Genomic DNA, 14,143 nt, shown 5'->3' with positions numbered 1-14,143 from the left:
CTTCGTGCCGGGTGCGTCCTATGCTGCTCGTGCCACGCGATGTCGATCGACCGGGGGACGCGTATGGAGATCCGGCTGAAGGTTGTGGACGCCAACCTCGCCGTGGAGCACGCGCGTTCACTGCACCACTGGCTCCGTGGACAGGCCGGCGGCGGGTGGGAGACCGCGCTGGAGTACGGCACGGACACCGTGGCCGTACTGCTCCCGGACGAAGAGGCGGCGGCGCACCTCGCCCGGTCGGTCGTGGAGTGGCGCGGCCGGCGCACCGGCACGCCGGTGGTCGTGGCCGGGACCGCCGGCGGCGCGCCCGTACCGGGGGAGCTCGTCCGGATCCTGGCCGAGGACCTGCCACCGCACGAGGGCGGCACCGTCACGGTGCTCGAACCCGAGGACGACCGGGTGCCCGGAGCCGTCCACGACGACGTGCGGCTCGTCGGCCGCGACTTCAGCTTCGGCGGCCCGCCCGGTCCGGTCCTCGACCCGGACGACGACTGGGACCGGGACTGACACCTTGGGGGACATCGCCAAGGGCGTACTCGGGGGCGGCTGGTCGCTCGTCGTCGGCTGGGTGCTGCCCGCAGCGCTCAATCTCGCCGTGTTCTTCTTCGCCGTGGCGCCGAGCCTGGGCGGCACGGCCCTGATGGAGCGGATCCGGCCGGAGTCGTCGGCCAACACGGCCCTGCTGCTCCTCGTGGCCTCGGTCATGTTCGGGCTGCTCCTCAACTCCCTCCAGGCGCCGCTGTACCGACTGCTGGAGGGCTACCTGCTGTGGCCCTGCCGGGCGTACGACAGGGGCTGCCGGATCCAGCGTGCCCGCAGGCAGCGGATCGCCGACCGAATCGCCGGGGCGGGCACCCGGGCCCCGATCCAGGCCGCCCTGCTCCAGGAACGCCTCGCCCGCTATCCCGCAGCCGACGAACAGATCGCCCCGACCCGGCTCGGCAATGCCATCCGCCGTTTCGAGGAGTACGGGTACGACCGCTACCGGCTCGACACGCAGGTGCTCTGGAACGAGCTGACCGGAACCGCCCCGAAGGAGCTCGGCCGCCAGGTCGACACGGCGCGCAGCAGCGCCGACTTCTTCGTGGCACTGCTGTACGGGCACGCCGTCATCGCCGCCGCGGCGCTCGCCTCGCTCCCCTTCGAAGGGGCCGACGTGCCCCTGCTGGCCGTCACGGCCACGGTGCTGACCGTGCTGATCCCGGCCTGGTACCGCGCGGCGGTGACCGCCACGGACGAGTGGGCCGCCGCGGTACGCGCCCTCGTCAACGCGGGCCGCAAGCCGCTGGCGGACGCGCTCGGGCTCGTGCTGCCGCAGGAGCTCGGCAAGGAACGCGAGATGTGGTTGCTCGTGACACGGATGTCCCGGCGGCCCTACCGTCCCGCCGCGGACGCCGCCCTCGCCCCCTACCGGGCCGCGCCCGCCCAGCCGGGCTGCTGCTGCACTCCCCCGCCGACCGCACCCTGACGTCCGGCATCCTTGAGGTGTGACGGACACCAGGCCCAAGCGCGCCGACGCGCGCCGCAACTACGACCGGCTGCTGACCGAGGCGCGGGCCGCGTTCGCCGAGCGCGGCACAGACGCCTCGCTCGAGGAGATCGCCCGCAGCGCCGGCGTCGGCATCGGCACGCTGTACCGCCACTTCCCGAACCGTCACGCCATGATGAACGCGGTCTTCCAGGAGGCCGTCGCCGCCCTGCTGGAGCGCTCACGCGAACTGGCGGGCGCGGAGCAGCCGTGCACGGCGCTGGTGGAGTGGCTGCGCGCCCTCATCACCCACGCGGGTGAGTACCGCGGCCTCGCCCGTGCGCTTCTGGCCGCGTCCCACGACAGGACCTCGGCCCTGTCGGCGTGCAGCCTCCCCCTGCGCGACGCGGGCGAGCGCCTGCTCTCCCGGGCACAGCAGGCGGGGTCGGTCCGTACGGACGTCTCGATCGGCGACCTGATGCAGCTGACGAACGCGATCGCGCTCGCGGCGGAACAGGACCCGGCCGACCCGGAGTTGGCGGACCGCCTCCTGACCCTGACCCTGCGGGGCCTGCGGCCGGACCAGGGACCGGTTCAGTGAAATTACTGTGGGGTCAAGGGTGTTGATCGCGTCATGACTCAACGACCGGCACCTCGCCCACTGTCCGACGAAGCCCTCTCGCAGCTGCTCGGCCGACAGCAGTTCGGCACGCTCGCCACGGTGAAGCGCAGCGGCCGTCCCCACCTGACCACCATGCTGTACAGCTGGGATCCCGAGGCCCGCGTCGCGCGGTTCTCCACGACGGCCGACCGGGTCAAGGTCGGCCACCTGCGGCGCAGCCCGCATGCCGCGCTGCACGTGCAGGGCGGTGACGTGTGGTCGTTCGCCGTCGCCGAGGGCGAGGCCGAGGTCTCCGGGATCACGACGGTCCCCGGTGACGCGGTCGGACGGGAACTGCTCGGGATGATCCGGGAGGCCGCGCAGCCCGAGGACGAAGACGCGTTCCTGGAGCAGTTGGTCGCAGAGCGGCGGGTGGTCATCCGCTTGAAGGTCGACCGGCTGTACGGAACAGCACTCGACATCGAGGGCTAGGGGTTCCGGGGAGCGACGCCCAGGAGGGCGAGTGTGGCGGTACGCAGCCATGTTGCCGCCCGCACGCACAGCCACCGCGTTCGCCGCTTTGGGGCTGCTGATCCTTCTCTCCATGCGATTCTCCGCGTATGAACGACGACCACTGGCGGACGTGGACACGCCTCTTCCTGTCCCTTCTGGCGGCTGACCAACAAGACCAGCTCACTTGGCTGGGCGAGCGCGAGCTGACGACGGACTTGGTCGTCGACGACGTCGAGTTCGCCTGCCTCATAGGGAAGGGACTCACGGCCGCGGAGCCTTCGAACCCGAGAACCTGCGCGATCTTCAGGCCGTCGGCCGCCGCGTCGCCGAGATCGACGCCGACGGTCGGACCGTCCAGTGGGCCGACGCCCTGGCGAAGGATCCCGCCTGGGACGAGGTCCGGACTCTCGCCCGCCGCTTCCTCGTCACACTGCTGAGCAACTGGCGCCGGCCACTCCCCCGCCCTCTGTCGGAACGGGAACAGCCGGCGGCGAGCACAACACCGGCCCGCCGACCGGAAGGGGCCCCACGGGCGGGAGGGGGCGGGGTCGGAGGAGGGGGTGTCCGGAAGTAAAGCGTCGCAACTCGCGCGCAGCGCGGTGAGGACAGCCATTCCGGGCAGGCCCCGTCGCCCGGCACCCACCACCGGCGCAGCCCCGCCCCGCAGGGGCGCAACGCACCGCACGTGGCCACTCCCACGGGAGCAACACGCCGCCGCACCGGGCGCACCCCAGGAACGCGAGGCCCCGCAGGGGCGCAACGAACGGGGACGGGCGCACGGGAGCAACACGCGGCCGCACCGGGCGCACCCCAAGACCGCGAGGCCCGCCAGGGGCGCAACGCACCCGCACCCGGCCGGGGACGGCGCACCCCCAGCCCACCGCACCGGGGCCCGCGAGAGCCCAGCCCCACCCGGGAGACCGCGTCAGCGACGACGGAGGTCCGCCACGCGGGCGGACCGTTCCGGAAGGGCGTCCGACCCCAGCCCGCCCGCCGCGTTGCGCAGGCCCGCCCGGGTGCGGCGCTGGCCGGGCAGCGGCACCTCAGGGCGCGGCGCGGGCGCCGCCCCCGCTCCAGCGACCGCGATCTGCACACCCTGGTCCGCGAGCGCCTGAAGCTCCGTCGCCGCCCGGTCGTCGTGCGCCGGCGGCTCGTCCGTCACCAGGCGGGTGATCACATCCGTCGGCACGGTCTGGAACATCGTGTCCGTACCGAGCTTGGTGTGGTCGGCCAGGACCACGACCTCCGCCGCGGCCTGGACGAGTGCGCGATCGACGCTCGCGGAGAGCATGTTGGACGTGGACAGGCCCCGCTCCGCGGTCAGCCCGCTCCCGGACAGGAACGCGCGGGAGACCCGCAGCCCTTGGAGGGACTGCTCCGCGCCGCTCCCGACCAGCGCGTAGTTGGAGCCGCGCAACGTGCCGCCGGTCATGACGACTTCGACCCGGTTGGCATGGGCGAGCGCCTGGGCGACCAGGAGCGAGTTGGTGACCACGGTCAGTCCGGGGACGCGTGCGAGCCGGCGGGCCAGCTCCTGCGTCGTGGTACCGGCGCCGACGACGATGGCCTCACCCTCTTCGACGAGGGCGGCCGCGAGGTCGGCGATGGCCGTCTTCTCCGCGGTGGCGGACAGGGATTTCTGCGGGAAGCCGGACTCGCGGGTGAATCCGCCCGGCAGTACCGCACCGCCGTGCCGGCGGTCGAGGAGTCCTTCTGCCTCCAGTGCCCGCACGTCACGCCGTACGGTCACTTCGGAGGTCTGGACGACGCGGGCGAGCTCACGGAGCGACACGGCACCGTTGGCACGCACCATTTCAAGGATCAACTGACGACGTTCTGCAGCGAACACGAAACTGACAGTAACCCCACCGCCCGTCAGTTTTCAGCTCTATGCGCCGGATACCGGAAATTGCGCACTTAAGAGGCCGCCAAGTGGTATAGACGGCCCCCAAGTTGATCGTGCGACGAGTGAAGTGCCCGGGGTTCGCCGGGTTTCTTCCGTGCGCGGCCGGGGTCAGCCCTCGCCCGACGTCTTCCGGGTGTGCAACTGGCGTGCCACCTCAGCGATCGACCCGGACAGAGACGGGTACACGGTGAAAGCGTTTGCGATCTGTTCGACCGTCAGGTTGTTGTCGACCGCGATCGAGATGGGGTGGATCAGTTCCGAGGCACGCGGCGAGACGACCACGCCGCCGACCACGATCCCGGTCCCCGGACGGCAGAAGATCTTGACGAAGCCGTCCCTGATGCCCTGCATCTTGGCGCGGGGGTTGCGCAGCAGGGGCAGCTTGACCACGCGGGCGTCGATCTTGCCGGCGTCGACGTCGGCCTGGCTGTAGCCGACGGTGGCGATCTCGGGGTCGGTGAAGACGTTGGAGGAGACGGTCTTCAGGTTCAGCGGGGCGACCGCGTCGCCGAGGAAGTGGTACATCGCGATCCGGCCCTGCATGGCGGCGACGGACGCGAGGGCGAAGATGCCGGTGACGTCACCGGCCGCGTACACGCCGGGCGCCGACGTACGGGACACCTTGTCGGTCCAGATGTGACCGGAGTCCTTGAGCCGGACACCGGCCTCCTCGAGGCCCATGCCCGCCGTGTTGGGGATCGCGCCGACGGCCATCAGGCAGTGCGTGCCACTGATGACGCGGCCGTCGGAGAGGGTGACCTCGACCCGGTCGCCGACGCGCTTGGCGGACTCGGCGCGGGAGCGGGCCATGACGTTCATGCCGCGGCGGCGGAAGACGTCCTCGAGGACCGCGGCGGCGTCCGGGTCCTCGCCGGGCAGCACGCGGTCACGGGAGGAGACGAGGGTGACGCGCGAGCCGAGCGCCTGGTACGCGCCGGCGAACTCGGCGCCGGTGACACCGGAACCGACGACGATGAGCTCCTCGGGGAGCTCGTCCAGGTCGTACACCTGTGTCCAGTTGAGGATGCGCTCGCCGTCGGGCCTGGCGTCGGGGATCTCGCGCGGGTGACCGCCGGTGGCGATCAGCACGGCGTCCGCCGTGAGCGTCTCCTCCGTGCCGTCGGCCGCGCGCACGACGACCTTCCGGGAGCCGTCCATCGCCTGCTGCCCGTCGAGCCGGCCGCGGCCGCGCATGACGCGCGCGCCGGCCCGCGTGACGGAGGCCGTGATGTCGTGGGACTGGGCGAGCGCGAGGCGCTTGACACGCCGGTTGACCTTGCCGAGGTCCACACCGACGACGCGGGCGGCCTGCTCGATGTGCGGGGTGTCGTCGGCCACGATGATGCCGAGCTCCTCGTAGGAGGAGTCGAAGGTCGTCATGACTTCGGCGGTGGCGATCAGGGTCTTCGACGGTACGCAGTCGGTCAGCACCGACGCCCCGCCCAGACCGTCGCAGTCGACGACGGTCACCTCCGCGCCGAGCTGAGCGCCGACCAGGGCCGCCTCATATCCGCCGGGTCCGCCACCGATGATCACGATCCGGGTCACGAAAAAGTCCGCCTCGCATTGTCGTTTCCCGGCCCGCCTGCCCGCTCTGCCGGGGTCCGGGGGTGCCCCCGGTGGAATGCAGTACGTACTTCATTGTCCCGCATCGTTCAGGCGTTCTCCCCCCGGGGCCTCCATACGGCCACGACCACCACGGCCCTCCTGCTCGACCGCCGGACGGGCCCCGCCGTACCCCGTGGCGGGGGCGGCCGCTCGTTCGCCTCACGTACCCTCGACCCCATGTCGCTCTACGCCGCGTACGCCGGCAACCTCGACGCGCGGCTGATGACCCGCCGCGCACCGCACTCACCGCTGCGCGGCACCGGCTGGCTCAATGGCTGGCGGTTGACCTTCGGCGGCGAGCAGATGGGCTGGGAGGGGGCGCTGGCCACGATCGTGGAGGCCCCGCGCTCGCAGGTCTTCGTCGCGCTGTACGACATCGCGCCCATGGACGAGGACTCCATGGACCGCTGGGAGGGTGTCGGTCTCGACATATACCGGCGCATGCGGGTCCGCGTGGACACCCTGGACGGCGAGGAGCCGGCCTGGGTGTACGTCCTGAACGGCTACGAGGGCGGCCTCCCGTCCGCCCGGTACCTGGGCGAACTCGCGGACGCGGCGGAGTCGGCGGGCGCGCCGCACGACTATGTGATGGAACTCCGCAAGCGCCCCTGCTGACGGCTGCCCGCCCCGCCCCGCCTGCCGGGTCGGGGCCGCTCGGGGCCGGTCACCGGCGCGCGTCCCCGCGTGGTTCGTCGGAAACGACAAGACAACGATCCGAAGACCGTCGGCTGCGTCATCTACGCGCGTAGGAATTTGCGGGTTACCCTCATCCGCGTGAACGCATCTGTGAATCCGGACCTCGTCGGCGCTCTCGCCGACCCCCACGCCGCGGCCGACGCCGCCGCCGCCCGCCTGCGCGAGCTGACCGGCACCGAGACCCACGACGTCGCACTGGTGATGGGTTCCGGCTGGGCTCCGGCCGTCGACGCGCTCGGTACCCCCGAGGCCGAGTTCCCCGTCACGGAACTGCCCGGCTTCCCGCCCCCGGCGGTCGAGGGCCACGGCGGCAAGATCCGCTCGTACCGCATCGGCCAGAAGCGCGCGCTGGTCTTCCTGGGCCGTACGCACTTCTACGAGGGCCGCGGCGTCTCCGCCGTCGCCCACGGCGTGCGCACCGCGGTCGCGGCCGGCTGCAAGACCGTGGTACTGACCAACGGCTGCGGCGGTCTGCGCGACGGCATGCGTCCGGGACAGCCGGTGCTGATCAGCGACCACATCAACCTGACGGCGGCGTCGCCGATCATCGGCGCGAACTTCGTCGACCTGACCGACCTCTACTCCCCGCGGCTGCGGGCGCTGTGCAAGGAGGTGGACGCGACGCTCGAGGAGGGCGTGTACGTCCAGTTCCCCGGCCCCCACTACGAGACCCCGGCCGAGATCAACATGGTCCGCGTACTCGGCGGCGACCTGGTGGGCATGTCCACCGTCCTCGAGGCCATCGCGGCCCGCGAGGCCGGCGCGGAGGTGCTGGGCATCTCGCTGGTCACGAACCTGGCGGCGGGGCTCTCGGGCGAGCCGCTGAACCACGAGGAAGTGCTGCAGGCGGGACGGGATTCCGCGGCGCGGATGGGCGAGCTGCTGACGCGGGTGCTGGAACGCATCTGAGGCGGCGGGGGGCGTGGCCGCTGCGCGGGCGTGTTCCCCTCCCCGCCCCTTCCCGAAACCGGGGCACGCCCCGGGCCCCGCACGGCCTGCGGCCGTGGAAGGCGCCGCCCTCGGCGGGCCCGAACAGCCGCAGCGCGGCACTGCGCCCCGCCGACAGACGCGCCTCGCGTGGACGCACCCTCGGGAGTGGCGCCATCCGCCGAAGATCGATGCGCGGGCACCCGTTGGCAGCGCCCCGGATCGACAACGCCCGAAGGACGGTCCGGGGCCCGGGCGGAACCCGGTCCGGGAAGCGGGGCACAGGCAGCACCGGCCCCGGGAAATGCCGGCCCACGGCCGGACACCACCCGAAGGGCGGTCCGGAGTCCGGGCAGAGCCGGCGTACCGGGTTCGGGCGGAGCCCGGTACGGGAAGCGGGCCCCCACGGCCGCCAGGCCGTAGGGGAAGGGGAACAACGCCCGCCGCGGGCGTTGCGACTCGCGGGTCCCGGCCCGCCCCGCGCAGACTCGACACAGCGAAGACGAGAGGCGGACAACCGTGCAGCAGGAGCAGGACCTGATCGCCCGGGCCGAGGCGTGGCTCGCGGAGGACCCGGACGCGGAGACGCGGGACGAGCTCGCGCGGCTCATCGAGGCGCGTGATCTCGGCGAGCTGGCGGACCGGTTCGGCGGAACGCTCCAGTTCGGCACCGCCGGGCTCCGTGGTGAGCTCGGGGCCGGACCGATGCGGATGAACCGGGCCGTCGTGATCCGGGCGGCGGCCGGACTCGCGGCCTATCTGAAGACCAAGGGGCAGACGGACGGCCCGGTCGTCGTCGGCTACGACGCCCGCTACAAGTCCGCCGACTTCGCGCGGGACACCGCCGCCGTGATGGTCGCCGCGGGCCTGCGCGCAGCGGTGCTGCCGCGCCCGCTTCCCACGCCCGTGCTGGCCTTCGCCATAAGGCACCTGGGCGCCGTCGCCGGCGTCGAGGTGACCGCGAGCCACAATCCTCCCCGGGACAACGGATACAAGGTCTACCTGGGCGACGGTTCGCAGATCGTGCCGCCGGCCGACGCCGAGATCGCCGCTGAGATCGACGCGATCCGCGGCCTCGCCGACGTCCCCCGCGCGGAAGAGGGCTGGGAGACGCTCGGTGACGAGGTGCTCGAGGCGTATCTGGCGCGTACGGACGCCGTCCTGACTGCAGGCTCCCCCCGTACCGCGCGGGTCGTCTACACGGCCATGCACGGCGTCGGCAAGGACGTGGTGACGGCCGCCTTCGCGCGCGCCGGTTTCCCGGCACCGGTCCTGGTGGCGGAGCAGGCGGAGCCCGATCCCGCGTTCCCGACGGTCGCGTTCCCGAACCCGGAGGAGCCGGGGGCGATGGATCTCGCCTTCGAGACGGCTCGCCGTGCCGGGCCCGACGTGGTCATCGCCAACGACCCGGACGCGGACCGCTGCGCCGTCGCCGTCCCCGACGATGCGGCGGACGGCGGCTGGCGGATGCTGCGCGGCGACGAGGTCGGCGCCCTGCTCGCGGAGCACCTCGTCCACAAGGGCGCCACCGGCGTCTTCGCCGAGTCGATCGTGTCGTCGTCGATGCTGGGCCGGATCGCGGCCGCCGCCGGGCTCGGCTACGAGGAGACACTGACCGGGTTCAAGTGGATCGCCCGCGTCGAGGGTCTTCGGTACGGCTACGAGGAGGCGCTCGGCTACTGCGTCGACCCGGAGGGCGTACGTGACAAGGACGGCATCACGGCAGCGCTGCTCGTGGCCGAGCTGGTCTCGGAACTGAAGGAGCAGGGCCGTACGCTCGGCGACCTGCTGGACGACCTCGCCGTCGAGCACGGTCTGCACGCCACCGACCAGCTGTCGGTGCGGGTGAAGGACCTGGGCATCATCGCCAACGCCATGAGGGCGCTGCGCGAGCAGCCGCCGACCGCCCTGGCGGGCCTGCGGGTCACGACGGCGGAGGATCTGGCCGTCGGGACGGACAGGCTCCCGCCGACGGACGGTCTGCGCTACTACCTCGACGGCGAGTTCAAGGCCCGGGTCATCGTCCGCCCGAGCGGTACGGAGCCCAAGCTGAAGTGCTACCTGGAGGTGGTCGTCCCGGTCGCCGACGCGAGCGCGCTGGCCGGATCCAGGGCGCGCGCCTCGCAGGTGCTCGACGGCATCAAGCGGGACCTGTCCGCCGCCGCCGGTATCTGACATCCGCCCACGGAACGGCGCCCGCCGCGGTCCGGTCGGACCACGGCGGGCGCCGTTCGGTGAGGTCCACGCGACCCTCACGGCCGCACGTCGGGAATCGCGCCGCAGCGGACGGGGACGGAGAGTCCTCGCGCCCCTCTCGCGCGGCGGTCTTGTGACCGGCGGGTGTCAGCCGGTCGCGAGGAGTACCGCGAGGAGGACGGCGCCCGCGGCCGCCGGCGCCAGCAGTTCGTACGCCCAGCGGATCCGGGGCTCGCCCTGGGCCTCCGCCGCGGAGGACCGCCGTTCCGCCAGTTCCCGCAGGTCGGCGATGGTCTGGTCGGCGGGGGCGACCCGGGACTTCGCGTCGCGCACGTCGGCGTGCACGGACGTCGTACCGTGCGGGTCGTCGTAGGCGGCCTGCGCCTGCCGCCGGGCCGCGGACTTGCGCTTGCGCAGCGAGACCGGAATGGCCCAGAGCTGGTACTTCGCGCCGCTCTGCGTGAAGATCTCGCTGGAGTACGAGGCCCGCACGTCGGCCACGCTGCCCCACGGCAGCACGATCGTCCGGAACGGGTTCCTGATCCGGATGCGGTCCTCGCCGGCGAAGACGGCCGGGCGGAAGGTGAAGGCGACGACGACCGGCACCGCGAGCAGCCCGCCGGCGAGAGCGAGCCACGGCGTGCGGCCCTCACCACGGACGACGGCGTCGACGACGATCCAGGCGATGAGCCCGAGCAGTACGGCACCACCCGCCATTCCGGCGGCCGATCGGAAGACCCGGTCGCTGTCGGTGGAGGGCTCGGGCTGCTGGGGGCTCGTCATGGTTCCGATTCTGCCGCACGCCGGTTCCGGGTCCCCGGCACGGGGTGGCCATGCGGGGCCCGCGGCTTCTGCCCTGTTTCGGGCAGAGTTTCTCCGCACCCCCTGTACAGGTCGCTACGCGCGTAGATATGCTCATCTGGTGACCATGCCCACCACCGCACCCGCATTCGCCGACGTGACCGCGTCCGACAGCACTCTGCGCCGCTTCCTGCACGGGCTGCCCGGCGTCGACGCCGTCGGCCTCGAAGGTCGCGCGGCGTCCCTCGGTACGCGTTCCATCAAGACCACGGCCAAGGCGTACGCCATCGATCTGGCCATCTCCATGATCGACCTGACGACGCTCGAAGGCGCGGACACCCCGGGCAAGGTCCGGGCGCTCGCCGCCAAGGCCGTCAACCCCGACCCGACCGACCGCACCACGCCGACGACCGCCGCGGTCTGCGTCTACCCCGACATGGTGGCGACCGCCAAGGAGGCCCTGAAGGGCTCCGAGGTCAAGGTCGCCTCGGTGGCGACCGCCTTCCCGGCCGGCCGTGCCGCCCTCCCCGTGAAGATCGCGGACGTCCGTGACGCGGTCGCCGCCGGGGCGGACGAGATCGACATGGTGATCGACCGCGGCGCCTTCCTCGCCGGCGACTACATGAAGGTGTACGAGGAGATCCGCGCCGTGAAGGAGGCCTCCGGCAGCGCCCGGCTCAAGGTCATCTTCGAGACCGGCGAGCTCTCCACGTACGACAACATCCGCCGTGCCTCCTGGCTCGGCATGATCGCCGGCGCGGACTTCATCAAGACGTCGACAGGCAAGGTCGCGGTGAACGCCACCCCCGCGAACACCCTGCTGATGCTTCAGGCCGTCCGCGACTTCAGGGAGCAGACTGGGGTACAGGTGGGCGTGAAGCCCGCCGGCGGTATCCGTACGGCCAAGGACGCGATCAAGTTCCTCGTCCTGGTCAACGAGACCGTGGGCGAGGACTGGCTGGACAGTCACTGGTTCCGCTTCGGCGCGTCGAGCCTGCTCAACGACCTGCTGATGCAGCGGCAGAAGCTGGCGACCGGCCGCTACTCCGGCCCCGACTACGTGACGGTGGACTGATCAACATGGCTTCCGTATTCGAATACGCACCCGCACCCGAGTCGCGGTCGATCGTCGACATCGCCCCGTCCTACGGGCTGTTCATCGACGGCGAGTTCTCCGACGCCGCCGACGGCAAGGTCTTCAAGACCGTGTCCCCGTCGAGCGAGGAGGTCCTGGCCGAGGTCGCCCGCGCGGGCGCCGAGGACGTGGACCGTGCGGTGAAGGCCGCCCGTAAGGCCTTCGGGAAGTGGTCGGCGCTGCCCGGCAAGGAGCGCGCCAAGTATCTGTTCCGTATCGCGCGGATCATCCAGGAGCGCAGCCGCGAGCTGGCCGTCCTGGAGACCCTGGACAACGGCAAGCCGATCAAGGAGACCCGCGACGCGGACCTTCCGCTGGTCGCCGCGCACTTCTTCTACTACGCGGGCTGGGCCGACAAGCTCGACCACGCGGGCTACGGCGCGAACCCGCGCCCGCTCGGCGTCGCGGGCCAGGTCATCCCCTGGAACTTCCCCCTCCTGATGCTCGCGTGGAAGATCGCCCCGGCGCTCGCCACCGGCAACACGGTCGTCCTCAAGCCCGCGGAGACCACGCCGCTGTCCGCCCTGTTCTTCGCGGACATCTGCCGCCAGGCCGGCCTGCCGAACGGCGTGGTCAACATCCTGCCCGGCTACGGGGACACCGGCGCCGCGCTGGTCGAGCACCCGGACGTGAACAAGGTCGCCTTCACCGGCTCGACCGCGGTCGGCAAGGCCATCGCCCGCCAGGTCGCCGGCACGAAGAAGAAGGTCACCCTCGAGCTCGGCGGCAAGGGCGCCAACATCGTCTTCGACGACGCCCCCATCGACCAGGCCGTCGAGGGCATCGTCAACGGCATCTTCTTCAACCAGGGGCAGGTCTGCTGCGCGGGCTCGCGCCTCCTGGTCCAGGAGTCGATCCAGGACGAGCTGCTGGACTCCCTCAAGCGCCGCCTGTCCACGTTGCGCCTCGGCGACCCGCTGGACAAGAACACCGACATCGGGGCGATCAACTCCGAGGAGCAGCTGTCCCGGATCACGACGCTGGTCGAGGCCGGCGAGGCGGAGGGCGCCGAGCGCTGGTCGCCCGCGTGCGAGCTGCCCGCCTCCGGCTACTGGTTCGCGCCGACGCTGTTCACGAACGTCACGCAGGCGCACACCATCGCCCGCGACGAGATCTTCGGCCCGGTGCTGTCCGTGCTGACGTTCCGCACGCCGGACGAGGCCGTCGCCAAGGCGAACAACAGCCAGTACGGCCTGTCCGCCGGCATCTGGACGGAGAAGGGCTCCCGCATCCTCGCGGTGGCCAACAAGCTCCGCGCGGGTGTGGTGTGGGCCAACACATTCAACAAGTTCGACCCGACCTCGCCGTTCGGCGGCTACAAGGAGTCGGGCTTCGGCCGCGAGGGCGGCCGTCACGGTCTGGAGGCCTACCTCGATGTCTGACGGGCGACTCAGCGTCTTCAAGACCTACAAGCTGTACGTCGGGGGCAAGTTCCCCCGCTCCGAGAGCGGCCGGGTGTACGAGGTGAGTGACTCGAAGGGCAAGTGGCTGGCCAACGTGCCGCTCTCCTCCCGCAAGGACGCGCGGGACGCGGTGGTCGCCGCCCGCAAGGCGTTCGGCGGCTGGTCGGGCGCGACCGCGTACAACCGCGGCCAGATCCTCTACCGCGTCGCCGAGATGCTGGAGGGCCGCAAGGACCAGTTCGTCCGCGAGGTCGCACAGTCGGAGGGCCTGTCCAAGTCGAAGGCGGCCGACGTCGTCGACGCGGCGATCGACCGCTGGGTCTGGTACGCGGGCTGGACGGACAAGATCGCCCAGATCGTGGGCGGGGCGAACCCGGTCGCGGGCCCGTTCTTCAACCTCTCCACCCCCGAGCCGACGGGCGTGGTGACGGTCCTCGCACCGCAGGAGTCGCCGTTCCTCGGCCTGGTCTCGGTGATCGCCCCGGTGATCGCGACCGGCAACACGGTCGTCGTCGTGGCCTCCGAGCAGGCCCCGCTCCCGGCGCTCTCCCTCGGCGAGGTGCTCGCCACGTCCGACCTGCCGGGCGGCGTGGTCAACGTCCTCTCCGGGCGTACGGCGGAGATCGCGGCCCCGCTCGCCGCGCACCAGGACGTCAACGGCATCGACCTGACCGGCGCGGACGAGGTCCTGGCGAAGGAGCTCGAGGTCGCGGCGGCGGACAACCTGAAGCGCGTCTTCCGTCCACAGGCTGTGGATTTCTCGGCGGACCCCGGCACACACCGGCTGACCGCGTTCCTCGAGACGAAGACGGTCTGGCACCCGACCGGTTCGCTGGGTGCCTCCGGCTCGGCGTACTGACGCCGCCGGCACCGGCCGAAGCCCCCCGCC

At 71.9% G+C, this 14,143-nt stretch carries 13 protein-coding genes; 10 read left to right on the top strand and 3 right to left on the bottom strand.

Features of this window, described 5'->3' with window-relative positions; all coding sequences use genetic code 11:
* The first annotated feature begins 39 nt into the window (after positions 1-39).
* From ACWGH4_RS11305 to ACWGH4_RS11290, 4 genes are read left to right on the top strand one after another with little or no spacing between them, the layout of a single operon-like run.
* On the top strand, positions 40-507 hold the full coding sequence (locus tag ACWGH4_RS11305; protein WP_453458647.1) for a hypothetical protein: 468 nt from the start codon (positions 40-42) through the stop codon (positions 505-507).
* 4 nt (positions 508-511) lie between these two features.
* Positions 512-1,468: a hypothetical protein gene (locus ACWGH4_RS11300; RefSeq protein WP_453458644.1), complete on the top strand. Its 957-nt coding sequence runs from the start codon at positions 512-514 to the stop codon at positions 1,466-1,468.
* Between the two features lie 19 nt (positions 1,469-1,487).
* Positions 1,488-2,069, top strand: coding sequence for a TetR/AcrR family transcriptional regulator (locus ACWGH4_RS11295; protein WP_453458642.1), 582 nt, complete (start codon positions 1,488-1,490; stop codon positions 2,067-2,069).
* A 33-nt stretch (positions 2,070-2,102) separates the two neighbouring features.
* Positions 2,103-2,561: a TIGR03618 family F420-dependent PPOX class oxidoreductase gene (locus ACWGH4_RS11290; RefSeq protein ID WP_453458640.1), complete on the top strand. Its 459-nt coding sequence runs from the start codon at positions 2,103-2,105 to the stop codon at positions 2,559-2,561.
* 946 nt (positions 2,562-3,507) lie between these two features.
* Here the strand turns inward: ACWGH4_RS11290 and ACWGH4_RS11285 are convergent.
* Both ACWGH4_RS11285 and ACWGH4_RS11280 read right to left on the bottom strand, forming a co-directional pair.
* Positions 3,508-4,395 carry a DeoR/GlpR family DNA-binding transcription regulator gene (locus tag ACWGH4_RS11285; RefSeq protein WP_453458649.1) on the bottom strand — a complete coding sequence of 296 codons (888 nt, stop codon included), beginning with the start codon at positions 4,393-4,395 and terminating at the stop codon, positions 3,508-3,510.
* A gap of 201 nt (positions 4,396-4,596) precedes the next feature.
* Positions 4,597-6,036, bottom strand: a complete 1,440-nt coding sequence (locus tag ACWGH4_RS11280) for an NAD(P)H-quinone dehydrogenase (protein WP_441263859.1) — start codon at positions 6,034-6,036, stop codon at positions 4,597-4,599.
* Positions 6,037-6,273: 237 nt separating this feature from the next.
* Between ACWGH4_RS11280 and ACWGH4_RS11275 the strand changes: the two genes are divergently transcribed.
* The 3 genes from ACWGH4_RS11275 (at position 6,274) to ACWGH4_RS11265 (ending at position 9,894) form a co-directional block, all read left to right on the top strand.
* Positions 6,274-6,711: a gamma-glutamylcyclotransferase gene (locus ACWGH4_RS11275; RefSeq protein WP_005312922.1), complete on the top strand. Its 438-nt coding sequence runs from the start codon at positions 6,274-6,276 to the stop codon at positions 6,709-6,711.
* Positions 6,712-6,870: 159 nt separating this feature from the next.
* Positions 6,871-7,701 (top strand): purine-nucleoside phosphorylase, encoded by an 831-nt coding sequence (locus tag ACWGH4_RS11270; protein ID WP_189466543.1) that lies wholly within the window; start codon positions 6,871-6,873, stop codon positions 7,699-7,701.
* A gap of 537 nt (positions 7,702-8,238) precedes the next feature.
* Positions 8,239-9,894, top strand: a complete 1,656-nt coding sequence (locus ACWGH4_RS11265) for a phospho-sugar mutase (protein WP_453458635.1) — start codon at positions 8,239-8,241, stop codon at positions 9,892-9,894.
* 168 nt (positions 9,895-10,062) lie between these two features.
* Here ACWGH4_RS11265 and ACWGH4_RS11260 read toward each other — a convergent pair whose 3' ends face one another.
* Positions 10,063-10,698 (bottom strand): PH domain-containing protein, encoded by a 636-nt coding sequence (locus ACWGH4_RS11260; protein ID WP_453458632.1) that lies wholly within the window; start codon positions 10,696-10,698, stop codon positions 10,063-10,065.
* Positions 10,699-10,837: 139 nt separating this feature from the next.
* Here ACWGH4_RS11260 and deoC point away from each other — a divergent pair, with 139 nt between their 5' ends.
* Genes deoC through ACWGH4_RS11245 form a run of 3 tightly spaced genes read left to right on the top strand, consistent with a single transcriptional unit; the run spans position 10,838 to position 14,113 of the window.
* Entirely contained in the window at positions 10,838-11,791 is a 954-nt protein-coding gene (gene deoC, locus ACWGH4_RS11255) for a deoxyribose-phosphate aldolase (protein WP_453458629.1), read from the top strand.
* Positions 11,792-11,796: 5 nt separating this feature from the next.
* Positions 11,797-13,233, top strand: a complete 1,437-nt coding sequence (locus tag ACWGH4_RS11250; protein ID WP_441263855.1) for an aldehyde dehydrogenase family protein — start codon at positions 11,797-11,799, stop codon at positions 13,231-13,233.
* On the top strand, positions 13,226-14,113 hold the full coding sequence (locus ACWGH4_RS11245; protein WP_453458625.1) for an aldehyde dehydrogenase family protein: 888 nt from the start codon (positions 13,226-13,228) through the stop codon (positions 14,111-14,113). The genes ACWGH4_RS11250 and ACWGH4_RS11245 overlap by 8 nt, the downstream gene beginning before the upstream one ends.
* The last annotated feature ends 30 nt before the right edge of the window (positions 14,114-14,143 follow it).

This window comes from Streptomyces sp. NPDC054847 (assembly GCF_053610925.1).
Note: the sequence above shows the minus strand (reverse complement) of the source record. Positions and strands in the feature narration are given on the sequence as shown.